23 protein-coding genes are annotated in these 22,956 nt (G+C 68.0%); 12 read left to right on the forward strand and 11 right to left on the reverse strand.

What is annotated here, in order from left to right; translation table 11 throughout:
- Positions 1 to 41 precede the first annotated feature (41 nt).
- Positions 42 to 281 carry a DUF5816 domain-containing protein gene (locus MUG96_RS11505; RefSeq protein ID WP_246982838.1) on the reverse strand — a complete coding sequence of 80 codons (240 nt, stop codon included), beginning with the start codon at positions 279 to 281 and terminating at the stop codon, positions 42 to 44.
- 144 nt (positions 282 to 425) lie between these two features.
- On the opposite strand from MUG96_RS11505, the gene MUG96_RS11510 reads away from it, so the two are divergent.
- The gene (locus MUG96_RS11510; protein WP_246982839.1) at positions 426 to 1,814 is read left to right on the forward strand and encodes a bifunctional metallophosphatase/5'-nucleotidase; all 1,389 of its coding nucleotides are present in this window, start codon (positions 426 to 428) and stop codon (positions 1,812 to 1,814) included.
- 14 nt (positions 1,815 to 1,828) lie between these two features.
- The gene (locus tag MUG96_RS11515; RefSeq protein ID WP_246982841.1) at positions 1,829 to 2,230 is read left to right on the forward strand and encodes a universal stress protein; all 402 of its coding nucleotides are present in this window, start codon (positions 1,829 to 1,831) and stop codon (positions 2,228 to 2,230) included.
- A 16-nt stretch (positions 2,231 to 2,246) separates the two neighbouring features.
- On the opposite strand, the gene MUG96_RS11520 is transcribed toward MUG96_RS11515, so the two are convergent.
- The gene (locus MUG96_RS11520) at positions 2,247 to 3,296 is read right to left on the reverse strand and encodes a mechanosensitive ion channel family protein (RefSeq protein WP_246982843.1); all 1,050 of its coding nucleotides are present in this window, start codon (positions 3,294 to 3,296) and stop codon (positions 2,247 to 2,249) included.
- Positions 3,297 to 3,566: 270 nt separating this feature from the next.
- Between MUG96_RS11520 and MUG96_RS11525 the strand changes: the two genes are divergently transcribed.
- Complete coding sequence (locus MUG96_RS11525; RefSeq protein WP_246982845.1) at positions 3,567 to 3,926, forward strand: DUF8106 domain-containing protein; 360 nt, start codon at positions 3,567 to 3,569, stop codon at positions 3,924 to 3,926.
- On the opposite strand, the gene MUG96_RS11530 is transcribed toward MUG96_RS11525, so the two are convergent.
- Entirely contained in the window at positions 3,927 to 4,778 is an 852-nt protein-coding gene (locus MUG96_RS11530; protein ID WP_246982847.1) for an eIF2B alpha/beta/delta subunit family protein, read from the reverse strand.
- A gap of 93 nt (positions 4,779 to 4,871) precedes the next feature.
- On the opposite strand from MUG96_RS11530, the gene MUG96_RS11535 reads away from it, so the two are divergent.
- Positions 4,872 to 5,270 carry a DUF7969 family protein gene (locus tag MUG96_RS11535; protein WP_246982849.1) on the forward strand — a complete coding sequence of 133 codons (399 nt, stop codon included), beginning with the start codon at positions 4,872 to 4,874 and terminating at the stop codon, positions 5,268 to 5,270.
- 15 nt (positions 5,271 to 5,285) lie between these two features.
- Here MUG96_RS11535 and MUG96_RS11540 read toward each other — a convergent pair whose 3' ends face one another.
- The 5 genes from MUG96_RS11540 to MUG96_RS11560 form a co-directional block, all read right to left on the reverse strand.
- Positions 5,286 to 5,522, reverse strand: a complete 237-nt coding sequence (locus MUG96_RS11540; protein WP_246982851.1) for a hypothetical protein — start codon at positions 5,520 to 5,522, stop codon at positions 5,286 to 5,288.
- A gap of 108 nt (positions 5,523 to 5,630) precedes the next feature.
- Positions 5,631 to 7,136 (reverse strand): RtcB family protein, encoded by a 1,506-nt coding sequence (locus MUG96_RS11545; RefSeq protein WP_246982853.1) that lies wholly within the window; start codon positions 7,134 to 7,136, stop codon positions 5,631 to 5,633.
- Between the two features lie 46 nt (positions 7,137 to 7,182).
- Positions 7,183 to 8,271 (reverse strand): DoxX family protein, encoded by a 1,089-nt coding sequence (locus MUG96_RS11550; protein WP_246982855.1) that lies wholly within the window; start codon positions 8,269 to 8,271, stop codon positions 7,183 to 7,185.
- A 62-nt stretch (positions 8,272 to 8,333) separates the two neighbouring features.
- Positions 8,334 to 8,744, reverse strand: a complete 411-nt coding sequence (locus tag MUG96_RS11555) for an archease (protein WP_246982857.1) — start codon at positions 8,742 to 8,744, stop codon at positions 8,334 to 8,336.
- Complete coding sequence (locus MUG96_RS11560) at positions 8,741 to 9,763, reverse strand: DUF502 domain-containing protein (protein WP_246982859.1); 1,023 nt, start codon at positions 9,761 to 9,763, stop codon at positions 8,741 to 8,743. Before MUG96_RS11560 ends, MUG96_RS11555 begins: the two co-directional genes overlap by 4 nt.
- A gap of 181 nt (positions 9,764 to 9,944) precedes the next feature.
- Here MUG96_RS11560 and MUG96_RS11565 point away from each other — a divergent pair, with 181 nt between their 5' ends.
- From MUG96_RS11565 to MUG96_RS11585, 5 genes are all read left to right on the forward strand, one after another.
- Positions 9,945 to 10,436 (forward strand): GNAT family N-acetyltransferase, encoded by a 492-nt coding sequence (locus MUG96_RS11565; protein ID WP_246982861.1) that lies wholly within the window; start codon positions 9,945 to 9,947, stop codon positions 10,434 to 10,436.
- A gap of 78 nt (positions 10,437 to 10,514) precedes the next feature.
- Entirely contained in the window at positions 10,515 to 11,675 is a 1,161-nt protein-coding gene (gene priS, locus MUG96_RS11570; protein WP_246982866.1) for a DNA primase small subunit PriS, read from the forward strand.
- Positions 11,676 to 11,679: 4 nt separating this feature from the next.
- A complete protein-coding gene (locus MUG96_RS11575) occupies positions 11,680 to 12,723 on the forward strand; it encodes a DNA replication complex subunit Gins51 (RefSeq protein WP_246982868.1) in 1,044 nt (347 codons plus the stop codon).
- Between the two features lie 70 nt (positions 12,724 to 12,793).
- A complete protein-coding gene (locus MUG96_RS11580; RefSeq protein WP_246982870.1) occupies positions 12,794 to 13,564 on the forward strand; it encodes an ABC transporter ATP-binding protein in 771 nt (256 codons plus the stop codon).
- Position 13,565: 1 nt separating this feature from the next.
- A complete protein-coding gene (locus MUG96_RS11585) occupies positions 13,566 to 15,206 on the forward strand; it encodes a hypothetical protein (protein ID WP_246982872.1) in 1,641 nt (546 codons plus the stop codon).
- A 23-nt stretch (positions 15,207 to 15,229) separates the two neighbouring features.
- Here MUG96_RS11585 and MUG96_RS11590 read toward each other — a convergent pair whose 3' ends face one another.
- Positions 15,230 to 16,324, reverse strand: coding sequence for an outer membrane lipoprotein-sorting protein (locus tag MUG96_RS11590; RefSeq protein ID WP_246982873.1), 1,095 nt, complete (start codon positions 16,322 to 16,324; stop codon positions 15,230 to 15,232).
- Positions 16,325 to 16,477: 153 nt separating this feature from the next.
- Here MUG96_RS11590 and MUG96_RS11595 point away from each other — a divergent pair, with 153 nt between their 5' ends.
- The 3 genes from MUG96_RS11595 to MUG96_RS11605 all read left to right on the forward strand — a co-directional run bounded on the left by MUG96_RS11595 (position 16,478) and on the right by MUG96_RS11605 (position 20,211).
- Positions 16,478 to 17,296 (forward strand): ABC transporter ATP-binding protein, encoded by an 819-nt coding sequence (locus MUG96_RS11595; RefSeq protein ID WP_246982874.1) that lies wholly within the window; start codon positions 16,478 to 16,480, stop codon positions 17,294 to 17,296.
- Positions 17,296 to 18,537: an ABC transporter permease gene (locus tag MUG96_RS11600; protein ID WP_246982875.1), complete on the forward strand. Its 1,242-nt coding sequence runs from the start codon at positions 17,296 to 17,298 to the stop codon at positions 18,535 to 18,537. The genes MUG96_RS11595 and MUG96_RS11600 overlap by 1 nt, the downstream gene beginning before the upstream one ends.
- Positions 18,538 to 18,894: 357 nt before the next feature.
- Positions 18,895 to 20,211: an MFS transporter gene (locus tag MUG96_RS11605; protein ID WP_246982877.1), complete on the forward strand. Its 1,317-nt coding sequence runs from the start codon at positions 18,895 to 18,897 to the stop codon at positions 20,209 to 20,211.
- A gap of 160 nt (positions 20,212 to 20,371) precedes the next feature.
- Here the strand turns inward: MUG96_RS11605 and MUG96_RS11610 are convergent, their stop codons facing one another.
- Entirely contained in the window at positions 20,372 to 22,645 is a 2,274-nt protein-coding gene (locus tag MUG96_RS11610) for a CDC48 family AAA ATPase (RefSeq protein WP_246982879.1), read from the reverse strand.
- On the reverse strand, positions 22,642 to 22,878 hold the full coding sequence (locus tag MUG96_RS11615) for a DUF7127 family protein (protein ID WP_246982881.1): 237 nt from the start codon (positions 22,876 to 22,878) through the stop codon (positions 22,642 to 22,644). The genes MUG96_RS11610 and MUG96_RS11615 overlap by 4 nt, the downstream gene beginning before the upstream one ends.
- Positions 22,879 to 22,956: the final 78 nt, after the last annotated feature.

Consider the following 22,956-nt stretch of genomic DNA (forward strand, 5'->3'; position numbering starts at 1 on the left):
CTCGTTGGGGAGCATTCGGAGAACGCGGACGGCCCGGCGTGTCACTCGTGGGCGGCGTCCCACTCGTCGGCTTTCGTAATGTTCGCACAGCGGTTGCACTGGACCCTGCCCATGGAATCCATGGCGGTGTCGAACGTCTCGCAGTGTCCGCAGTAGTAGCCCCAGCGGTTTTCGGCCTCTTCCCCGGCGTAGACGACGTAGAACGGTGCTTTCGAGCCCTTCTTGCCGTCAGTGCGGTCGATGTACAGCGTTTGCCCGTTGTCGGTCGTCGCGGCGTCCATACGCACGATACGGCGTCCCTTGCCTAAATCCCTGGCTCTCGAACTCGGACAGGCGACCTGGCGTTCGGATCGCTGGCGGGCCCGGGCCACAGACCCGCCCACGAGCCGAAGGGGATTTGCGCGCAGACGGCCTACGTTCGGGCGATGGCCGTCCGTCTCCTCCACTATTCCGACCTCGAAAACGTCTACGACACGCCCGAGCGAGCGGGGCGACTCGCCGGCCGCCTCGCCGACCGCGACGGGTCGGACGCCGTCGTCGTCGGCACCGGCGACAACACCGCGCCGGGAATCCTCTCGATGGTCACCGAGGGGCGACAGGCGCTCGATTTCTTCGCCGCCGTCGAGCCCGACGTGGACACCTTCGGCAACCACGACTTCGACTACGGCCTCGACGCGACTCGCGAAATCGTCCGTGAGTCCCCCCAGACATGGCTCAGCGCCAACGTTCGCTACGAAGGCGAGGTCTTCGGCGCGGACGCTGGCGTGGTCCCCGCGACCGTCGTCGAAACCGACGGGGCACGGGTCGGCTTCACTGGCGTCACCGAGCCGCGAACGGCATCGATGTGTCCCGGCGCGACCGACCTGAGGTTTACCGACCCCGTCGCCGCCGCCGAGCGCGAGGTCGGGCGGTTGCGCGAGCGCGGCGTCGACGCCGTCGTCGTCTGCTCGCACCTCGGGAACGGCGACGACGAACTGGCCCGCGCGACCGACGCCGACGCCATTCTCGGCGGCCACGTCCACGACGAGCGTGTGACCCGCATCGACGGCACGCTCTGTACCCGCCCCGGCGCGAACGGCCACCGGGTGTTCGAAGTCGACCTGGGAAGCGGCGCGGTGGAGCGCCACGCCGTCGCCGACGGACCGCTCGACGAGGCGGTGACGTCGGCCCTCCGTGATCGGCGCGAAACCACCGGCCTCGACGCTGTCGTCGGACACGTCGACCGCCCCATCGAGCGCGACCTCGCCAGGACCCGCAGCGGGGAGTGTCGAATCGGGAACTTCGTCGCGGACGCCTACCGCTGGGCGGCCGGGGCCGACGTGGGCCTCCAGAACAGCGGCGGCATCCGCGAGGGGCCGCCGCTCTCGGGGGCGGTGACCGTCGCCGACCTCGTGGGCGTGATCCCCTTCGACGAGCCTGTGGCCGTCGCCGAGGTCACGGGCGCGGAGCTACTGGCCGCGTGCCGCCAGGCGGACGGGCGGCGACTCCCCGCGCTCTCCGATAGCTGGCACGCCCACGTCAGCGGCCTCTCGCTCACACAGACGACCGACGGTGAGGTGACCGTCCGCTACGACGGCGGGCCGCTCGACCCCGATGCGACCTACACCGTCGCGACGTCCGATTACGTCCTGCACACCGACCACGAGTTCCCGTCGCTCGCCGAGGCGCATCGCGTCGACACGCTCGACACGCAGTACGAGGTGTTGGCGGCATACGCCCGCGAAGAAGGCATCGACCCGGAGATCGAGGGCCGCATCGAGCCGGCCACCCTTCCAGTGGGGGACGCCAATAGTAACATTGACACCGAAGGGTAGCGTTGGTGCAACTAATGACGCAGGTCGTCGTCCCCGTTCGCTATCCGCTCTCTTCTCACTCCGAAGCGACGCTCCGGAAGGCTGTGTCCATCGCGGAGGAGGAAAACGCAGAATTGACCGTTCTCCACGTCAATCTCTACCACGAGAACGACCGCATCTCACGTGCCGACCTCAGGTCGGCCGTCGAGGAGGCAATCGACGACCTCCCGGACACGAGATACGTCGTCCGGCGGGGACTGCTCGTCGAGGAGACCATCCTCGACGAGGTGGTCGAACAGGACGCGGACATCGTCGTGATCGGCCGGAAGCAGGCGCCCCGTTGGCGGCGGATGATTCGCCGCATCGCGGACGACCCCGATATCGAACAGTACCTCGACGGGGAAGTCGACGCGAAAGTCGTCACTGCCTCCGCCTGACCGGCGGACTCTCGATTCAGCGCCGCCGATCCATATCTCCGTCCTCGTCGCCGGCCTCGGGCGGGACGTCGTCGATCCGGCCCTCGCGTCGCTGGACGCCGACCTGCATCTGTCCGCTCGTCTCGTCGAAGACCACGTGCTGGTGCGGGTAGGCGATTTCCACGTCCGCGTCCGCGAGCTTGTTCCAGACGTTCGTCTGGACGTTCGACCGCGCCGCGAGCAGTTTGTACGGCTCCTTGACCCAGTAGCGAAGCCGGAGGTGGACGCCGTGGTCGCCGAACGTGTCGATGTAACAGGTGGGGGCGGCCGGATAACGGGCGTTGCCGACGCGAATGTCCGGCCCGCCATCGATGACGACATCGACCTCCCGCGCGGCCTTCTCGATGAGTTTGCGCGCCTCCTCCAGGTCGCCCTCGTAGGTGACGACCACGTCGAGTACGAGTCGCGTGCGTGGATCCTCGGCGGAGTAGTTCGCGATGTCCCGTTTCCGGATTTCGCCGTTCGGGATGACGACGAACGTGTTGTCCATCGTGAATATCTTCGTGTACCGGAGCGTGATGTCGTCGACGAAGCCCCGGGTGTCACTGTCGACGATCTCGATCATGTCGCCGATCTCGTAGGGCTGGTCGGCCAGCAGGAACACCCCGCTGATGATGCTGCCGACGACGGGCGCGAGGATCACACCCAGCACGGCCGTGAACACACCGACCGAGAGCGCGATGTTACCCAGTCCGAGGCCGTAGATACGCATGATCGTCAGGATCGCGAAGATGTAGACGCCAGTCCGGACACCACGGAGAACGGTCCGAGTCAGGCTCGGCCGCCGGAAACGGCGGGCGACACGGCGGCTGATCAACTGGACGAGCAACTGCGAAACCACCCACGCCAGCAGTATCACGAGGGCCGTCGCACCCAGGTCGAGCGCCCAGCTCGGTATCCATCCCGGCAACAGCCCGGTCCCGGGAACTGCCTCCGCGACGGTCGATTGTTCGGTCCCCGTCGTCGGGGTCGGGGTCGGGGTCCCAGCCTGCAACACGACCGACACACCGGCACCGGGCGAAACCATCTTGCTACTCCCTCGCTCCGCCGTTTAAAAAAGGGTTGGGAACGCGCAGCCGGGACGAGCCACAGGCGACCGGGCGAGCGCCCGGATATTTCGGATTTCGGTCACGATAGTGGCGGTCGTTTGACTGCACGGGACGCAAGTGGAAAACCGGGTTTTGAGCCGGCTAAATACGGTTATTTATGTATCACGTGCCTCGGCGGAGGAGTCGTTCCCGAAAGATAGGAACAGATACCCAACAGGTCTTTTACCGTCGAACACCTACCGTTATGTATGAATCCCGTTGAAACGTCCGCAACCCTCCCCGAAGCGTCACACCAGCAGGAACCGCCCCCGGAGCGGCCGAAGGCTGTGCTGTTCTGTCCGGACTGTGGACACGAGGGCCACGCCGCGGGCGACTGGAAGACGAAAGACGACTACGTCGCGGGCCGGCGTGCCATCGTCTGCCCGGAGTGTTCGACGGCCGTGACGGAGCGTCCTCTGCCGAACCGGTCGAGAAACGCGGGCACGGCCGCGGGCACCCAGGGAGAGTGGGCCGACGCCGGAAGCCGGACGCCCTGGGAGACCTGGCGCGACCTCTATCGGTCCTCGGTCGCACTGCTCGCGCACTGGCCGCGAAACGCCCGCTGTTAGTCAGTACTCGACGGTCCCCTCGTCGGTGACGACCGAGTCAAGCAGTCGGGTCGGCGTCGCGTCGTAGGCAGGATTCTCGACTGTGAACCCTTCCGCCGGCTCCCGCATCACCTCGCTGGGCGACCGAATCTCGTTCTCGAAGGCGAAGCCCGACTCGATGACCTTCGCGCCGTTTCCGACGACGGTGACCGGGACGCCCACGTCGTTGGCCGTCGTCGCGATAGGGTAGGTGCCGATGCGGTTGTACAGCGTGTCCTCGACGATGCAGTCCATGCCCGTCACCACGCGGTCACACTCCGGGAGGAAGTGTCCAGCGGCGCTGTCGACGACGAGGTGTGTCTCGATGCGGTCGATTCCCGAGAGCACACGCGCCGTCTTCCGGCCGAGGTACCGTGGGCGGGCCTCCGTGACGTAGACTTCGAGGTGCGTACCCTCCTGTGCCGCGCGTTCGATTGCCTCCAGCACCGTCGAGGAGTAGTCGTGGGTCAGGACCGTCGTGCCGTCGGAAAACAGCGAGACGGCGTTCTCCGCGGCGCGACTCTTGCCCTGCTGGACGCGTTCGACCACCCTGTCGATGGCGGCGCGTAGTTCCGCCTGTGCCGCCGCGACCGAGTCGGGGTCGGCGTCGGTGACCGACTCGACGATGTCACGCTGTGCGTTGTGCAGGGAGGCGTGCGACGGGTTCGCACGCCTGAGTGCGCTGCTGTTGCGTTCGAGCGACTGGACGAACTCCTCGACCGTCGGGAACTCCGCGTCGGCGAGTTCCCGGAGCGCCTCGGCCGCCTTCACCGCCACGACCGACGAGGAGTGGGTCTGCATCTGCTCGATCTCCTCGACCGTCTCGTCTATCATATCTCCACTCTCGGGGCCTCGCAGGAAGTACCTTCTGGGATGGGCAACGGGGTCGGTCACGGGAGCTATACCCCTCGGTCCCCAACGGACCGTATGGTCGAAGTGTCGTATCACTGCCCGTACTGCGGAGCCGTCACGAGCGTCGACCGCGAGGGGTACCTCGACGACGAGTGTGTCACGCGGGAGCCCCTGGACGGCTGGACGTACGCCGACACCACCGGCGACTTCGAATCCGCCGACGGCATCGAGTTCGTCTGCCTCGGCGACGGCGGGAGCGAGGGCGCCGGTTCGACCGATACCGCTGCCGCCGAGGGAGGCGACGGACGCCCCGACCCCGGCCCCGTCGGTGACGGCGGCGCGAACGACCCCGATCCGACCAAAGACGGCTGTGGCCGGACGTTCTATCTCAGTTTCCGTAGATACGAGGACGGCAGTCCCGTCGAGCACCGCACCCCGGACATCGACCGCCCGCGGTTCGACTTCCGACCCTGACGAAGCGCTGCCGGGTCACTCCTCGGTCGAGCACTCCGGCGTCCGGTCGAGCGTCGCCTCGTCGTCCGACACCGGTTCGTCGAGGAGGCCGTCGACTGTCGGCTCCCCCTCGGGTCCGCCGAGCCACTGGAGTACGACGAGGCGCTGGGCCGCGATCCTGATGTGGTAGCGTGCCTGTTCGTCGTCGGCCGCTTCGAGTGCCTGCTCGAGCGAGTAGCGTAACCGGTCGCGAGTCCCTTCCACCGTGACCATCGTCCGGAAATTCACTCCTGCTAGCAAAAAGCCACGGGACACCCTGGATTTTGCGGCTTCCGACACCTCGATATCGTCTGCACGCAGTCCGGGACGGCCCGAGGACCGCTAGCCCTTGATATTACAGACGGGGAACGTCCGCGCGACCTTGTCGCCGATGCCCAGCGCGTCGGAGACCCGGACCACCTCGTCCACGTCCTTGTAGACGCCGGGCGCCTCCTCGGCAACGGTCGCGCCGGACTGAGCTTTGACGTAGACCTCGTTCTGCTCGCGCAGGTCGTCCTGGACGTCCTCGCCCCAGAACTCGTTTTTCGCCTGTGTCCGCGACATCAGCCGGCCCGCACCGTGGGCGGTCGAGCCGAACGTCTCCGCCAGCGACTCCTCACCGCCGCGCAGGACGTAGCTCCCCGTCCCCATACTCCCGGGGATGATGATCGGCTGGCCCACGTCGCTGTACGCGGCAGGCACCTCGGGCCGCCCCGCGGGGAAGGCTCGCGTCGCGCCCTTGCGGTGGACGAACAGTTCGCGTTCCTCGCTGTCTACGGCTTCGCCGTCGCCTGTCGGTTGTCCCTCCGGGCCAACCCCGACCTCGTGAACCTCCTTCTTCGCGATGTTGTGAGCCACGTCGTACAGCAGGTGCATGTCCATCGCCTCCCAGTCGCGGTCGAACACGCGCTCGAACACCTCGCGCGTCCGGTGCATGATGAGTTGGCGGTTGACCCACGCGAAGTTGATCGCCGCACACATCGCCTCGTAGTAGTCCTCGGCCAACTGTGAGCCGGCCGGTGCCGCCGCGAGCTCCTTGTCGGGCAGGCGGTTCAGCAGTCCCTGATGGGCCTGCTCGATCTCCCGCAGGTAGTCCGTACACACCTGGTGCCCCAGGCCCCGCGAGCCACAGTGGATGAGTACCACGATCTGGTCCTCTTCGAGACCGAACGCCTCGCCCACGTCCTCGCGGAACACGTCCGTCACGCGCTGGACTTCGAGGAAGTGGTTGCCGCTCCCGAGGCTCCCCACCTGGTTCTTCCCCCGGTCTTTCGCTTTCTTCGAGACGCGGTCGGCGTTCGCTTCCGGGCGGTAGCCCTCGTCCTCGCAGTGGGCGAGGTCGTCCTCGACGGCCCACCCCTCCTCCAGGGCCCAGTCCATCCCGCGCTCCAGGATGGCCTCGATGGTGTCCATGCCGGTCTCGACGACGCCACCCCCGCCGAGGCCGGACGGAATGTTGTCAAATAGATTAGTTACTAATTCTTCTTCACGACCCTTAACGTCCCTGTATGACAAATTCGTCCGCATCATTCTTACCCCGCAATTGATGTCGTAGCCGACCGCTCCCGGCGAAATACAGCCGTTTTCGGCGTCGATGCCCGCGACGCCGCCGACGGGGAAGCCGTACCCCTGGTGGCCGTCGGGCATACAGAGGGCGTGTTTGCGGACGCCCGGGAGGTGGGCGCTGTTTTTCAGTTGCTGGAGCGTCTTGTCCTCCTGAATCTCCTCCAGGAGCGCCTCGCTGGCGAGGACGCGGGCGGGGGCGTTCATGCCGCCTTCCTGTGGAATCTCCCAGACGTAGTCCCTGACTTTCTCCAGGGTGATGCCGTTAGCATCGTAGGTAGTCATACCCGAGAATCGAACGGGCACGCCGGAATAGGTTTCGCTCCGGGGGTCAGTCGTCGGAGCCAGCGGCCAGTTCGTCGCCGGCGTCGGGACGGTCGCCGGCCGCCGAGAGGACCCGGTCGAGTGCCAGCGGGCCGGAGCCGAGCGTGAACACGGCCGACGCGAGGCCGAACATGGTGACGTGGGCCAGCACGGGGTCGTCCGGCAGGCCGAACATCGTCAGCGTGAAGACGACGAACGCGCCCGCGGCGACGGCCCGGGTCAACAGGCCGCCGATGAGGAGGGTGCCCAGGGCGATCTCGGCGAGCCCGGCGCCGAGGACCCACGCGCCCGGATCGACGGGAACGATCGCCGTCAGGTCGTATTTCTGGACGACGAGCAGGGCTCGGCCGGGGTTCGCGAGCTTCTCGAACAGACCGAGATAGACGAAGACGACGCCCAGGCCGACGCGGGCGACGGTCGCGGCGTACGCTGCGAGCGGCGCGATGGCCGATTCGGCGATGCCCATCGGCTTCGAGACGAGACCGAACCGTCCAAGCAGCGTCCCGTCGGCGACGAGTATCCGAGCGAGCATGTGGTCGGCGCTGGGTCGCCCGGGACCGACGAGGAGGATCGCCAGCAGTCCGGGGACGTACTCCATCGCGAGCAGCATCGCGGGGTTCCCTGCGAGCCCGACGAGGTAGGCCACGAGCCCGACGCCGGCCGCGAGACGGGTCGCGAGGCCGAAGAGGATGCAGAAGCCGAGTCCGATGAGCAGGAGGCGCGGCGACCCCGGGACGGCGGGGCTGAAGTAGTAATCGGCGAAGCCGGCACCGACCAGCGGGAGGCCCATCGCCAGCCTGAGCATCCAGGGGACCAGGTCCCGGTAGCCGTCGAGCGTCGATTTGAGCACTTCCACGTCGGGGATCGTCGGCCGGACCCAGAGGTAACCGAGCAGCCCGAGCGTCCCGAGTACGGCGACACCACCGAACAGCAGGGCGTTCGCGGGCTGTGAGAGGACGCGGAGTGCGAACTCGATTGCCCTGACCGGGGCACCGGCGTCGTCCGTGACGTACTGGATGTGTGCCACGGCGTCGACAATCGACGCGACCTCGAAACCGGAGAAAGTCCCCACCACACCCGGCCGAATACTGAACATGGGTTTTCTAGCGGTTCTACGGACCTAAATCGCGTGGTCGGAGCCGACGACCCTGGCGACACTCACATGTCGAGAACGACGTAGGCGTGCCACCCCGTCTCAGTCTCGGAGAGGTCCATCTCCGAGTAGGTGACGGCCTTGACCTCGCGGGCGCTGATGGCTGCCAGCGGGACGCCGCGGGCGCTGGCCTCGCAGGTCCACTCGTCGCCGTCACGGGTCACCGTCGCGTCGTTGTCGACGGGGAGGACGCCACGCACGTCGCGTTCGTAGATGAGTTGGTCGAGGTAGTCGAACAGGAGCGCCTCACGCCCCTCGGCAGTCACGGAGAGCGAGAAGCGGTCGCCCGTGTCCGGCACCGATTCGACGTGGGCCGACGCGAGGCCGTCCGCGACGGCCGCGAACACCGAATCGAGGTCGGAGCCCGTTGCCTCGACGGCCACGTCGGCCGTGTGTTCCCGGAGGTGGAAGGTCATGTCGTGTCCGACCTGTCGTCGTCCGCCGCCTTCCCCGTTTCCGTCTCCGCCGACTCCGGGCCGTCACCGCGGGGCGTGTCGTCGCCGGCGCGTTCGAGGTCGTGTGGCGTCCGCGGCGCGCCGTCGGCGACGGTGCCGTCGTCCGGGTCGGTGCGCCCGCGGCGGGCGATCCCGTCGGCCCGACTCGCGTGCTCGGGGTCGACGGCGTCGTCGTATCGGTCCTGTCGCGTCTCCGATTGGTCGGCGTCGCCCTCGCTCGGGTCCCCCGCACCCGGCGGTTCCGTGCCCGCCACTTCTTTCACCAGCGGATCGGCACTCAGTTCCTGCATTTCTCTGGCGGAGAGGGCGGGGGCCTCGCCGTCGTCGATAGCGACACCGCTGGTGACGATGGAGCGGATGCCCTCCTGAACGGTCATGTCCACGTCGACGACCCGGTCCGCGGGGACGTGGATCACGTAGCCACCCATCACCGGGTTCGGCGCCATCGGGAGGAACACCGTCTGCATCTCTTCCTGGCCGGCGGCGTCCTCCACCCGGTCCGGCGTGTCGGCGGTGAGAAATGCGATGGAGTAGGACCCCTCGACGGGGAACTCGACGAGTTTGACGTCCCGGAATGAGTCGGTGTCGGAGTCGAGCAACAGTTCGCTCATCTCGTTGAAACTGGTGTAGATGGACCCGACACCGGGAATCCGGGCCATCATCTGGTCGAACGAGCTCTCGAAGGAGTCGTCTTCCGGGCGGCGTTGGGCGACGAGGCCGATGGCGATCATCAGCCCGAGCAGCGTGATGCCGGCCGCGACCTTGACGCCGTACCGCGGGAGCGTCGAGAGCCCGAGGCCCTGATAGACGACCGTGACGAGCGGATTGAGGGCGTTCGAGACGAAGTTGACCACGAACCCGACGACGATCAGCGTCACGACCAGCGGGATCGTGATGGCCGCGCCGGTGATGAGTGCGTCCCGGAGTCGGGCGGCGAGACGCCCGCCCAGCGAGGGACCGTCCTGGACCAGCAGGGGCATGTGCGTACCTGTCACCCTGTGACCGAAATAGTTGCGGCACGGTCGTCGGTCGGTCGGCGGTCGTTCGGCAGTCAGTTCCCGGTCGCACTCCCGTGTCGTCGAGTCGCGCTCCCGACTCACACAGCAGCGACGGTGGCCGCGGGCGGTGGAGTTAAGATTCTGAACACGTAACACGGCGGTAGTGAGCGCCACTATCGAGAGCCGGGTCGTCGATTCGGGGGACGACGACTTCGTGGAGCAGGCCTGGTCTCTGAAAGAGAAGATCAGGCGTGCGGAGGGCGTCCTCCGGCAGCGTCGCGGCTTCTTCAAGGACGCGTACCGTCGCTCGACCGTCTACTGCTATCTGGAGCGTGACCCCGTCGGGGACGACCAGCTGATCGGGTTCGCCGCCGTCCGCCGGGACGGGTACGTGCTCTTTCTCGCCGTCGCGCCCGCACATCGCTCGGAGGGGTTCGGCAAACGCCTCATCGCCCGCGTCGCCGAGGACTACTCCTCGGTCACCTGTCACGCGCGGACGACCAACGAGGAGGCCATCGGCTTCTACGAGAACCTCGGCTTCGAGATCGAGCGCCGGATCGACAGCTACTACGAGGACGGCGGCGACGCCTACTACCTCAAACTCGGCTCCGGCGGGAGCGGGATCACCGACAAGCTCTCCCGGTTGCTGGGGTGACCGGCGCCGTGTCAGCACGCCCCGAAATCGGTCCCGAGCGCAATCCATTTGAGTGCGGTCGTCCACCGACAGTGTAGTATGGAGGAGCGAACGCGGGCCTACCTGCGGGGGCGGTTCGGCGACTACTACCGGCGCGCCGAGATCACGCCGCCGCCCGACGCAAACGAGCGCGAGTGGGGCTACATCCCCTGGACCTCGGGGCCGGGGACGACGATGGTTCGCCACGAGTCCCTGCTCGATCTGGGCGCGCTGGAGGACTTCCTCGCCCGCGAGCGACCGCGCCACGTCTACTTCTCGGCCGGCCGCTACGAGTCCCCGAGCGCGAAGAGCATGAGCGAGAAGAACTGGCGGTCCTCCGACCTCGTGTTCGACCTCGACGCCGACCACCTCCCCTCCGTCACGCTCGGCGAGGACTCCTACGCCGAGATGCTCGAAAAGTGCAAGGGCGCCCTGATGCGCCTGCTGGATTTCCTCGACGACGACTTCGGCTTCGAGGACACGACCGTCGCCTTCTCGGGCGGTCGCGGCTACCACGTCCACGTCCGCGACGAGGGGATCCAGGAACTCGACCGCGAATCCCGCCGGGAAATCGTCGATTACGTGCGCGGGATCGGCCTCGACGCCGACACGCTCCAGACGACGGAGATGCGCGGGAACGCGACGGCACGGGTCATCCCGACCGAGGGCGGGTGGGGGCGGCGCGTCCACCGGCGTCTGCTGGAGTTCGTCTCGGAGATCGAGGCGCTGGACGACGAGGCGGCCATCGAACGGTTGCAGGAACTGGAGGGCATCGGCGAGGGGCGCGCGTCGACCATCTACGGCGCCATCCGGGAGAACCGCGCGGCTATCGAGGCCGGCAACCTCGAAGCCGGCGGGGTCGGCATCCGGACGCTCGTGGAGACGCTGGTCCACGAGACCGTCGCCAAAGAGAACGCCCCCATCGACGAGCCGGTGACGACGGACACGAACCGGCTGATTCGCCTGCCGGGGACGCTCCACGGCGGGAGCGGGCTCGCGGTTCGACGGCTCGACCGGGACGAACTCGCGGCCTTCGACCCGCTGGTCGACGCCGTCCCCGAGACGTTCGTCGGCCACGAGATCACGGTGGAAGTGACCGACGGCGGCGAGGTCGAGCTGAACGGCGATAGTTTTACACTCCCGGAGGAAGTGCAATCCGTACCAGAGTACCTCGGCGTGTTCCTGATGACGAGGGGGCGCGCCGAGAAGGGGCCCGAGTGAGCCGATGAATCTCGACGAACTCCAGTCGATCCGGGACCGCGAACGGCAGAGCGACAGCCTCCAGCAGTTGCGCGAGGACTTCTACGTCGAGGTCGGCGAGTTCGTCCAGGAACTCCGCGACGAGCGCGAGGCCGCGGCCGAGCGGGCCGACGACCCGTTCGACGCGCCCGAAGTGAACCGGCTGACCGACGACATCAAAACGGCCGAACAGACCGTCGAGGCCATCTACGAGCGCCGTGTCGGGAAGCTCGTCAAGATGGCTTCCTTCGCGGCCGCGGATATGCCCACCCAGGACGAGGGGCTGACAGCCGAGGAACGGGAACTGTTCGAGCGCATGGTCGCGGCCATCGAGGGGAATCGCGAGACCGTCATGAGCGTCGTCGACGGCGAGGACCCGCCCGCGACCCCGGCGAGAGCCGAATCCGGCACGGCGACCGACACGGAACCGCCGAGCGACACGACGGCCCCGGAGCCGCGATCCGGCACGCCCGAGCCGGGGGCGCGCGACGGCCGCGAGCCCGCGGACGCGGAGCCAGTGCCTCCGACCGACGCCGAACCGCGGGCCGACGACGGCGGCGTCGACGCGGCCGACCTGATGGCCGGGTCGGGACCGGAAGACGAAGCCGCCGCGGACGCCGCGTCGCCGACACCGCCCGAGGGCACCGCGGACGTGACGGCCGAGACCGACTCCACGACGGGTCCGTCGGGGCGGTCGGGCGAACCGGAGCCGAACGACCCCGCGAGAGGGTCGCCCACCGGGGCAGACGCGGAGCGAGCCGACGCGCCGCGCGACGGGACCGACGGCGAGACGGGACCGGTCGCCGGCGCGACGGACGGGACAGGCGAGGACGAGCGGTCGAACCCGGCGCGCCACGACGGCGGGACGCGGGCGGTCGACCGCGAGACGGTTCGAATCACCGACGACGTCGGGCAGATTTTCGGCGTCGACGAACGCGAGTACGACCTCTCGCGGGAGGACGTGGTGACCCTGCCGGCCGAGAACGCGGCGCCGCTGGTCGAACGCGACGTGGCCGAACGCCTCGAGTGAGCGGGACCGCGCGGTCGAGTGCCGAACCGGACGGGTGATTGATGAGTCTCGGGCCCGTTAGACTCAGGATATGTCGGGGCTCGCGATTGAGACGGCGTCGCTCTCGAAGACCTACGGCGGGACGACCGCCCTCGCCGACCTCTCGCTGTCGATCCCCACCGGCTCCGTCTACGGCTTTCTCGGCCCGAACGGTGCCGGAAAGACCACCACGATGCGGCTGTTGACGACGCTCTCGAAACCCACGAGCGGTGAGGCGTGGGTGATGGGCGACCCCATCACCGACCGCAACGCAGTCGTGTCCCGCGTGGGATACCTGCCCGAGACACCGCCGGTGTACGACGAACTCACGGCCCGGGAGCAACTCGCCTACCTCGCGGACCTGCGGGGACTGCCGGCGGGCGAGCGCGAGCGGATCGAACCCCTCCTGGAGCGGTTCGCTCTCACCGACGCCGCCGACGACGCCATCCGCACCTACTCGAAGGGGATGCGACAGAAGACCGCGCTGGCGGGCACTGTCCTGCAGGACCCGGACGTGGTCTTCCTCGACGAACCGACGAGCGGGCTGGACCCCCGGGCGGCGCGGACAGTCCGGGACCTGATCGCCGACCTCGCGGCGGAGGGGCGGACGGTCTTTCTCTCGACACACATCCTCCCCGTCGTCGAGGAGCTGGCGGACACGGTCGGGATGATGAACGAGGGTCGACTCGTCGCGGAGGGGGCGCCCGAGGAGCTGAAACGCCGGGCCGCGGCCGGCACGGAGCGGACGCTCGAAGACGTCTTCCTCGACGTGACCGACGAGAGCGCGTGGGAGCCGCCGGCCGTCGCGGATACGGGTGAGTGAGATGGCCCACGGGCCGGCGACGGAGGGGAGACAGGCCGTGCGGATCGCCCGCGTCGAGGTCCGCAGGAGCGTCCGCGCGATATTCGCCGACACGCGGCAGCTGACGGCGCTCGCGCTCGTCCTCGCCATGCTCTCACCGGTCGCAGTACTCGTTCTCGGGAGCGCCTACACCGCCGGCGGGCGGTTCTCTACGGGCGTCGAGTTCGCGGTCGTGCCGCTGGCCCGGGCACAGATCACGGCCTGGATCGGGTCGCTGTCGGTCCTGCTCGCGCTCCGCGTCATCGACCGCTCCGGTGACGCCGACCACGCGGACCTCCTCCTGACGACCGTCTCGCCGCGGGCGGTCGCGACGGGACTCGTCCTCGCCGAGTACGTCCGCGTGCTCGCGATATTCGGCACCCCCCTCGCACTGCTGGTCGCCGCGTTCGCCCTCGGGGCGGGGACGCCACTCCTCCTGGCGACTGTCCTGAGCGGTGCCCTCCCGGTGCTGGCGGTGGGCCTGCTCGGTGGCTTCACGCTCGGGTACGCCGGCCGACTGCTCCTGCGGCGCGTCGGCGGCGCTGGCGGCCTCTCGAAAGCAGTGCTCAACGGAGGGCTGATGATTTTCGTCGTCCTGGGGATCACCTACTTCCTCCCCGAGGACCCGGTGTCGGCGCTCCGAGCGCTGGCACCGCTCGGCGCGGTTCCGGTCGGCCCGTACGCCGACTTCCTGCTCGCCGTGCCGCCGTTCGGCGCGACGCCCGGGGCCGCGTCGGTCCTCGCGGCCGCCGTGGTCTTCGGGGCGATTCCGCCGCTATTCGGCGCGATCTGGTGGCTCGCTCCTCGGGTCTGGTACGGGGACCCGGCCGCCGACGCGGGCGCGGATTCGGGCGAGCGCGAAGCGCGGTTCGGGACGACGACTGTCCCGGGCCTGCTCGCGCGCACCCGGACCCTGCGGCTGGTATGGTGGCAGTGGCTCCGCGGCCTCCGTGCGCCCTCGCAGTTCGTCCACCTCACCTACTTCCTCTTCATGACCTTCCCAATCCTCCAGATCGCGGTCACCGACCCTGGCGGGGCGGTCGCGCCGGCGTTCGTCGGCGTCCTCGGCGCCATGGTCGCCGGCGGCACGTTCGGCCTGAACCCGCTCGGCATGGAGGGGTCGATGCTCCCCGCCGTGTTGACGACGCCCTCGCCGGGGCGAACGCTCGTCCGGGCGCGAATCCTCGCCGGCGCGCTGGTGTGGCTCCCGCTCGCCGTCCTCGGCGTCGTCGGGTTCGGTCTCCCCGGCAGACTCCCCACCGCGACGGTGGGCCTCCTCGTCGTCGCCACGGTCGTCCTGACGGCGTTCAGCTGTACGCTCGCCTTGGCGCTCGGCGCGTTCTCGCCACGCTTCGAGACCGTCCGTGCCTTCGGCGGGGTCGAAGCGCCGACGCCGACGACCGTCGCCCTGCTCGGGCACTCGTTCCTGACGACCGTCGTCGCGGTGGGCGGCTTCCTCGCCGTCTTGCTCCCGGTCCTGCTCGCCGGCGACCCGGTCACCGGCGGCTCGGCGCTCACCGCGCAACTGGCCGGACTCGGACTCTGGAGCGCCGTCCTCCTCGCCGTCTCGTTCGGCTGTTATCGGTACGCTGTCGGGCGACTGAACACGTTCGTCTACGAGTGAGCGCAAAGGCGGGCTCGGCGTCGCTACTCGGCAACCGAGTCAGCGACCCCGACGAGGGTCGAACGGTCCACCGAGCCGGCGACGGCGTAGGTCCGACCGTCGGCCTCCCAGAAGACGACGCCGGCGTCACGGACCTCGACGTACGTCGCCTCGACGGAGCCGACGGTGACGGTTTCGCCGTCGGTGTCCAGTCGCGAGAGTGGGTTGCGTTCGGACTGGATGACGGCGATGGTGTCGGAGCCGTTGGTGTAGGTGCTGGTCAGCGTGGCGTCCTCGCCGTAGCGCGAGACGACGACTCGATCCGCCGCGAAGTCGGCCGGCACCGTCGGGGTCGCGACCGAGAAGTTCAGGTCGGCGGCCGCCGCGTCGAGCGAGTCGTAGCTGGTGCGGTCGAGCGAGGCGACGACCACGCTCCGGTCGGTCGGCGGCTGGAACGTGCTCTCGTGGATGTCGACGCCGAACGTGAAGTCACGGAAGTGCATCGTCGTACGGACCGTCTCGCCGTCGTGGGACGCGACGGCCTCGACCTTCCGGACGCGGTAGTCGTCCGTGTCGACGTAAACCGTGGCGTTCGCGTCGTAGCTCTCGTTGTCCGGGGTGACCGCGAGGACGTAGGTCTCGTGGCCGTCGACGGTCGCCGTGCCGGTCTTCTCGACCGTCGCGTTCTCGCGGAGGCGATCGACGGCGGCGCTGACGTTGGCCCGCGAGAGCCAGTCCTGCTGGGTGGCGTTCAGCGGCTGGACGGCGGCCGTGCCCGCGCCGCGGGCGACCCAGACCGCGGAGCCGTTCGTCGCGGCGACCGTGCCGTTGTACCGCTCGGGCGCGAGGACCTCGACGCGGTGGCGGTCCGGCGCGAGGGACTGGACGCGTGCCGTCGCGGAGCGGTCGTAGGTCCCGCTCTCGTTCTCGTAGGTGGCCGAGATTTCGACCGTCCCGACGTAGCTGTCGGCATCGTCGTACCGCTCTTCGACGCCGGTCACGATCCCGTCGGCAGTCGGTTCGGCTGGCGCGGTGAACGCCATGCCGACGCCGACGCCGGCGAGCAGGAGGACGCTCACGATGGCGACCAGCCGAACCGAGACGAGGCCGCGAAGCCCGCTGTCGGATGCGTCTGTCACGTCCAGAGTCAAGGGAAGCGCGACCTTAACGGTTCTGTCGTGAGCACCGGCGGGCCTGTACTGGCGTCGACCGTCGACGGGCGACCGACCCTTCCCCGTCGGCCGGACTGCCATCGCGGTACGTTCATTCCGCTGGAACCCCTGGCTTCCACAATGACAGACACGGCGGACGACGGCGGTAGGACCGCTGGAGCGGACGTGGCCGGCGCCGGGACGGACGTCCGAAGCCCCGAGGCGGACGATACAGCCGTCTCGCTCCGCGGGGTCAGCCGGGTCTACCGTCGCGGCGAACCGGTCTACGCCCTCGAAGACGTCTCCCTCACCTTCCCCGAGGGGTCATATACGGCAGTCATGGGGCCGAGCGGCTCCGGGAAGAGCACGCTCCTCAATCTCGTCGGCTGTCTCGACACACCGACGGCCGGCGCCGTTCGCGTCGAGGGCCGCGAGGTGTCGACGCTCTCGGGTCGCGAGCGAGCCACACTCCGCGGGCGTGCCGTGGGCTTCGTCTTCCAGACGTTCAACCTCATGCCACGGCTGACCGCCGAGGAGAACGTCGCACTCCCCCTGGTGTTCCAGGGCCGGGACCGCGCCGACCGGCTCGACCACGCCCGCGACCTGCTGGGTCGTGTCGGCCTCGCCGACCGTACCGACCACCGGCCCGCGGAACTCTCGGGCGGTCAGCGCCAGCGGGTCGCCATCGCCCGCGCGCTCGCGACCGATCCCGCCATCGTCCTCGCGGACGAGCCGACCGGGAACGTCGACTCCGAGACCGGCGCGACCATCATGGACCTGTTCGGCGAGCTCCACGCCGAGGGCAACACCATCCTGCTCGTCACCCACGAGCGCCGCATCGCGGAGCGCGCCGACCGCATCGTCCACATCAGGGACGGGACGGTCAGGGAGATCGAGTCCGTCGCCGACGCGGGGCCGACCACCGACGCCGCGGGCGAGGAGCAGGTGGGGGATCGCTGATGGATTTCGGTGAGAGCCTGCGGATGTCACTCCGAACCATCCGCGGCCACAAGCTCCGGTCGGCGCTGACGACGCTTGGCATCGTCATCGGCATCGCCGCGGTCATCACGTTCGTCACGCTCGGCGCGAGCGTCAAGGCCGAAGTCGTCGGGCAGTTCGGCGATTCGCCCGCGAACCGGGTCTTCCTCGTCGCCGAACCCGAGGACGAAGGGGGGCCGCCAGCGGCGCTCTCACAGCCCGTGTTCACCGAGTGGGACGTCTCCCAGTTGCAACGGTTGGAGGGCGTCGAGCGGGTCATCCCCCGCGGGACCGTCGGCATCTCGGCGCTCGAAGCGAACGGGCAGACCATCGCACGTGACGAACTCGTCGCCACCTCGCCGGCACTGTTCGAGGGCACGACGTTCGTCGCGGGCGGGCCGTTCGGCGCGAACGAGAGCGAACTGGTGGTCAACGAACCCGCCGCACGGCTGTTCGCCGAGAACCTCTCGGTCGGTGACCGCGTGACGGTAACGAGACAGCAGGGCGCCTCGGCGAACGTCACCGTCGTCGGGATTCTCGCCGCGAACGCGTCGGTCAACCCCCTCTCCGGGTTCGGCGCACAGCCGCGGTTCTACGTCAGCACCGAGTCCTACGACACCGTCGTCGAGAGCCCGACACAGGGCGTCACCCAGCGGGTCTATCCCCAGGTGACCGTCGTCGCCGAGGACCCCACCGAGACACAGGCAGTCAAGGAACGCGCACAGCAGTACCTCGACAGCGCGGACAGCGACGCGCGACGGCTCGCTCCGGAGTCCTACACGGTGGGCGCCCGGACGAACGAGGACATCGTCCAGCGCATCCGGAACGTCGTGAACCGCCTGACACAGTTCGTCACCGGCATCGCCGTCATCTCCCTCATCGTCGGGGCCATCGGTATCGCGAACATCATGCTCGTCTCCGTGCGCGAGCGGACCAAGCAGATCGGCATCATGAAGGCCGTCGGCGCGACCGACCGCGACGTGCTCCAGTTGTTCCTCGTCGAATCGGTCCTGCTCGGCCTGCTCGGTGCCGTTGTCGGTGTCCCGCTCGGTGTGGCCGGCGGGTACGCCGCGACGGTCTACGCCGATCTCCCGCTCGCGCTCCCGCTGGTCTGGGTCGGCGTCGCCATCGGAATCGGCCTCCTCGTCGGCGTCCTCGCCGGCGTCTACCCGGCCTGGAGCGCGACGCGAGTGGACCCTATCGAGGCACTCCGGTACGAATAAGCGACAGAGCGCGCCGCGCACCGGGTCCCACGGATCGGCGGGAACTGACAGGGATTTTCGCGAAATGGGGGTTCGAGCGACGGCACCTTCCCAGTCAAAACTGCACAATCGGAGAATAAAGCCGCGCAAACGCAAACGTACAAAACCCTTAAGGAGACGGTACCAGACGAAGGACTGGTCGGTCGTCCACCGCGTCCGCAATAATTTTGGTTTTCGTAAACGAATATGGTTATTGGAAACCCTCACGTCCATATTATCTGTAATGACGTGGCCGTGCATTCAGAATGGTAGCGAAACGGTGGACAGAAGCCGGGCCAGTGACCGTCCCGATTGGCGGAGCGAGGCGGAGGTGGACGCATGATTCGGATGACGAAGTGGCGGACGCTGGTGCTGGCGACAGTCGGGTTCAATTTCTCGTTTCTGATCTGGTTCTCGTTTGCGCCGTTCACGGGGCCGATGGCCGAGGAGTTCGGGCTGTCGCTGGCCGAGATCGGCATCCTGGCGAGCGCGGCGATCTGGCTGGCGCCGTTCGGCCGCATCCTGACGGGCTGGCTCTCCGATAGATACGGCGCACCGACCGTCTTCGCCATCGTCCTGACGTACGTCGGGGTCTTCTCGATGGCCTCGGCGTTCGCCCAGAGCTACACCGTGTTCTTCATCGAGCGGCTCATCGTCGCCACCGCAGGGATCACGTTCGTCATCGGCATCCAGCACGTCTCGGAGTGGTTCGAAGAGGAAGAACTGGGCCTCGCGGAGGGCATCTACGCCGGCATCGGGAACGCCGGCGCTGCCGGCGGTGCCCTCATCCTCCCGCGGGTGTTCGGCACCGGGTGGAACGGGCCGCTGTTCTCGACGAACTGGCGGGCCGCCTTTTTTTACACGGGCGTCGTCGCCATCTTCCTCGCCATTGCTTACTACACGCTCGGTGAGGCAGCGAAATCGTCAGCGAAGCGGCAGGCGACCAAGGAGAGCGCCAGTTTCAGAGGGTGGTTCTACACCGCGACCCGCTACGGGACGGTCGTGCTGGCGCTGGCGTACGTGATGACGTTCGGATTGGAACTGTCGATGAACGGCTGGCTGGCGACCTACTACCGCGAGGGGTTCAACACGCAGAACCTCGTGCTGGCGAGTACGTTCGCCGCGACGTTCTCGGTGGCCGCTGGCCTGCTGCGGCCCATCGGCGGCTACGTCAGTGACCTCGTCGCGCGGAAGGAGACGAACATCATTCCGTTCTTCACGGGGCGGTACCGCGAGCAGTGGACGTTCGTGTCGCTGTGTTTCGTCGTCCTGACGATGCTCGGGATGACGCTGGCCGGTCTCTCGGGGCAGGTCATGATCGCGGTGGGCGCTGGCTTCCTCGTCGGGATGGGCTGTGCGTTCTCGGAGGGCGCGATCTTCGCGCAGGTGCCGGCGATGTTCCCGAACAGTTCCGGGGCCGTCGCCGGCGTCGTCGGTGGAATCGGTACGGTCGGCGGGATCGTCTACCCGCTGATCTACTCGGCGCCGTTCCTGCCGAACCTCCACACCGGCTACTCGGTGGTCGCGGTCACGATGATTCCCATCGTCCTGCTGGCCGCCTGGGTCTTCCAGCCCGCGCGTGCGGCCGTCGCCAGCGAGGCCGGTTTCACCGAGAGCGGACCCGACACGGCGACGCCGACGGCCGACGACGACTGATTACCGGGCGGGTTTCGGGAGCGGGGTTTGAGTCGGTGCAGTGCCGTGCGGTTACAAGTAAGAGTCACGGAACTCGCGCGGAGCGCGAGTTCCGCTTTTTTAGCGTAGATTTTTTCGCCGAGCGGTGCGCTTCGCGCACCCGAGGCGAAAAAAGGTACTTCTACTGGAACGTCCGGCTGACCGGGTCTTCGTCGACGCCGGCCTCGGTGCGCTCGAAGCGTTCCTCGATCTGTTCGTACTCCTCCCGCGTCTCTTCGGTGACGCTGGGGTTGATCTCTTCGAGGGCGTCCTCGAAGTGGGCCATCGTCACGCGGACGTTCCCGACGCTCTCGCCGACCTCCTCCGGGGAGACACTGTTGATGAACTCCCGGGAGGCGGCCATCGAGGCTTCGCGGGCGACCGCTTCGAGGTCGGCACCGACGTAGCCCTCGGTCGTGCGGGCGATCTTGTCGAGATCCACGTCGTCCGCGAGCGGCTTGTTGCGGGTGTGGACCTCGAGGATGGCGCGGCGGGCCTCCTCGTCGGGCACGGGCACGTGGACGTGCCGGTCCAGGCGACCGGGGCGCAGGAGTGCGGAGTCGATGAGGTCCGGGCGGTTCGAGGTCGCGATGACGACCACGTCCTCCAGGTCCTCGATGCCGTCGAGTTCCGTGAGTAGCTGCGAGACCACGCGCTCGCCGACGCCGGAGTCGCTGGCGTTGCGGCCGCGTTCGCCCGCGATGGAGTCGATCTCGTCGAAGAAGACGACGGTCGGTGCGTTCGACCGTGCCTTCTCGAACACTTCACGGACGCCCTTCTCGGACTCGCCGACGTACTTGTTCAGCAGTTCCGGTCCCTTCACCGAGATGAAGTTGGACTGGGCCTCGTTGGCGACGGCCTTCGCGAGCAGGGTCTTCCCCGTCCCCGGCGGGCCGTAGAGGAGGACGCCCCGCGGCGACTCCATGTCCATCGTCTCGAACACCTCGGGGTACTCCAGGGGCCACTGGATGGTCTCCCGGAGCCGTTCTTTGGTCCCTTCCAGTCCGCCGACCTGGTCCCAGGAGATGTCCGGGACTTCGACGAAGACCTCGCGGAGCGCCGAGGGCTCGATGCCCTTCAGCGCCTCCTTGAAGTCCCGTTCGGTGACGGTCAGGCGCTCCAGCACCTCGGCGTCGATCTCGTCGGATTCGAGGTCCAGTTCGGGCCGGATGCGCCGGAGCGCGTTCATCGCGGACTCCTTGGTCAGCGATTCGAGGTCCGCGCCGACGAAGCCGTGCGTGCTCTCGGCGTACGATTCGAGGTCGATCTCGTCGACCAGCGGCATCCCGCGGGTGTGGACCTGCAGGATTTCCTTGCGGCCGTCCTTGTCCGGGACGCCGATCTCGATCTCGCGGTCGAAGCGACCGCCACGGCGCAGCGCGGGGTCCAGTGCGTCGAGCCTGTTGGTCGCGCCGATGACGACGACCTCGCCGCGTTCGTCGAGGCCGTCCATCAGCGAGAGCAGTTGGGCGACGACGCGGCGTTCCACGTCGCCGGAGGTCTCGCCGCGCTTTGGAGCGATGGAGTCGATCTCGTCGATGAAGACGATAGCCGGGGAGTTCTCCTCGGCCTCCTCGAAGACCTCACGCAGTTGCTCTTCGGACTCCCCGTAGTACTTCGACATGATCTCGGGGCCCGAGATGTTGGTGAAGTAGGCGTCGATCTCGTTGGCGACGGCTTTCGCCATCAGCGTCTTCCCGGTGCCCGGCGGCCCGTGGAGGAGGACGCCTTTCGGCGGCTCGATGCCGAGCTGCTGGAACAGCTCGGGGTGGCGCATCGGCAGCTCGATCATCTCGCGGACCTGCTCGAGCTCGTCGTCGAGGCCGCCGATGTCCTCGTAGGTGACGTTCGGCGTGTCGGGGCTGGCCGCGCCGGCCGCGCCCTCGCCCGCGATCTGCTCTGCGGGTTTCTCGCTCACCTGGATGTCCGTCGAGTCGGTGACGACGACCGTCCCCTCGGGGTCGGTGTCCGCGATCTTCAGTGGAATCTTCTGCCCGGACATCGACGAGAGCGGGCCGAGACCGAGCGAGAAGGGGACGGTCTGTCCCTTCGTGATGGCCTGCCCGGAGAGTTTGTTCCGAATGTGGGGGCCGACGTTGCCCCGCACGCGGAGGTTCTGGGGCAGTGCAACGGTGACCGACGTGGCGGGCTGGACGTCTGCCGCCTCGATGGTCACGGTATCGTCGATACCGACGTTGGCCTCCTGGCGGAGCTGGCCGTCGATCCGGATGACGCCCTGCCCCTCGTCCTCGGGGTAGCCGGGCCAGACCCGCGCGACTGCGCGGCCGTTCTGTTTGCCCTCGATGACCACGTAATCGCCGTTCTCGAGGTCGAGTTCGCGCATCGCTGCGCGGTCGACGGCGGCGAGGCCGCGGCCCGCGTCCTTCTGTTTCAGGGGCTTGACGGTGAGTTTCATCCTTCCACCTCGACAGTGAGCACGCCGTTTCTGATAAACGCTTGCGCGTCCCCGTCGGGGACCGCGAACTCGTACTGCTCGTCGCCGACGACCACGATGGCGGTGTCGCCCACGAGGTCGACGGTCGCGTCACGGCCGGGACCGACGTCCGCCGCGAGCACGGTCGTGTCGTCCGCGTACTCCATACGGGCCACCGGCCCTTGCTCGTCGACGAACTGCTGTCTTTCAGTCATACTAACTCCAAGTTAGTCGTGCTACTATTTAAACCTATCGCCCAGAAACCGGCAAACGGCGTCGGTACGGTGGATTTC

It is taken from the genome of Halorientalis marina (assembly GCF_023028345.1).
Classification (GTDB): domain Archaea; phylum Halobacteriota; class Halobacteria; order Halobacteriales; family Haloarculaceae; genus Halorientalis; species Halorientalis marina.

Bases quoted from the DNA above. Each gene is read 5' to 3' on its own strand.
- MUG96_RS11525 (WP_246982845.1), top strand. From the start codon at position 3,567: ATGAATCCCGTTGAAACGTCCGCAACCCTCCCCGAAGCGTCACACCAG.
- MUG96_RS11605 (WP_246982877.1), top strand. From the start codon at position 18,895: ATGATTCGGATGACGAAGTGGCGGACGCTGGTGCTGGCGACAGTCGGG.
- MUG96_RS11520 (WP_246982843.1), bottom strand. From the start codon at position 3,296: ATGGTTTCGCCCGGTGCCGGTGTGTCGGTCGTGTTGCAGGCTGGGACC.
- MUG96_RS11515 (WP_246982841.1), top strand. From the start codon at position 1,829: ATGACGCAGGTCGTCGTCCCCGTTCGCTATCCGCTCTCTTCTCACTCC.
- MUG96_RS11600 (WP_246982875.1), top strand. From the start codon at position 17,296: ATGGATTTCGGTGAGAGCCTGCGGATGTCACTCCGAACCATCCGCGGC.
- MUG96_RS11575 (WP_246982868.1), top strand. From the start codon at position 11,680: ATGAATCTCGACGAACTCCAGTCGATCCGGGACCGCGAACGGCAGAGC.
- MUG96_RS11510 (WP_246982839.1), top strand. From the start codon at position 426: ATGGCCGTCCGTCTCCTCCACTATTCCGACCTCGAAAACGTCTACGAC.
- MUG96_RS11580 (WP_246982870.1), top strand. From the start codon at position 12,794: ATGTCGGGGCTCGCGATTGAGACGGCGTCGCTCTCGAAGACCTACGGC.
- MUG96_RS11585 (WP_246982872.1), top strand. From the start codon at position 13,566: ATGGCCCACGGGCCGGCGACGGAGGGGAGACAGGCCGTGCGGATCGCC.
- MUG96_RS11545 (WP_246982853.1), bottom strand. From the start codon at position 7,136: ATGACTACCTACGATGCTAACGGCATCACCCTGGAGAAAGTCAGGGAC.
- MUG96_RS11560 (WP_246982859.1), bottom strand. From the start codon at position 9,763: ATGCCCCTGCTGGTCCAGGACGGTCCCTCGCTGGGCGGGCGTCTCGCC.
- MUG96_RS11610 (WP_246982879.1), bottom strand. From the start codon at position 22,645: ATGAAACTCACCGTCAAGCCCCTGAAACAGAAGGACGCGGGCCGCGGC.
- MUG96_RS11595 (WP_246982874.1), top strand. From the start codon at position 16,478: ATGACAGACACGGCGGACGACGGCGGTAGGACCGCTGGAGCGGACGTG.
- priS (WP_246982866.1), top strand. From the start codon at position 10,515: ATGGAGGAGCGAACGCGGGCCTACCTGCGGGGGCGGTTCGGCGACTAC.
- MUG96_RS11615 (WP_246982881.1), bottom strand. From the start codon at position 22,878: ATGACTGAAAGACAGCAGTTCGTCGACGAGCAAGGGCCGGTGGCCCGT.
- MUG96_RS11550 (WP_246982855.1), bottom strand. From the start codon at position 8,271: ATGTTCAGTATTCGGCCGGGTGTGGTGGGGACTTTCTCCGGTTTCGAG.
- MUG96_RS11540 (WP_246982851.1), bottom strand. From the start codon at position 5,522: ATGGTCACGGTGGAAGGGACTCGCGACCGGTTACGCTACTCGCTCGAG.
- MUG96_RS11530 (WP_246982847.1), bottom strand. From the start codon at position 4,778: ATGATAGACGAGACGGTCGAGGAGATCGAGCAGATGCAGACCCACTCC.
- MUG96_RS11505 (WP_246982838.1), bottom strand. From the start codon at position 281: ATGGACGCCGCGACGACCGACAACGGGCAAACGCTGTACATCGACCGC.
- MUG96_RS11535 (WP_246982849.1), top strand. From the start codon at position 4,872: ATGGTCGAAGTGTCGTATCACTGCCCGTACTGCGGAGCCGTCACGAGC.
- MUG96_RS11555 (WP_246982857.1), bottom strand. From the start codon at position 8,744: ATGACCTTCCACCTCCGGGAACACACGGCCGACGTGGCCGTCGAGGCA.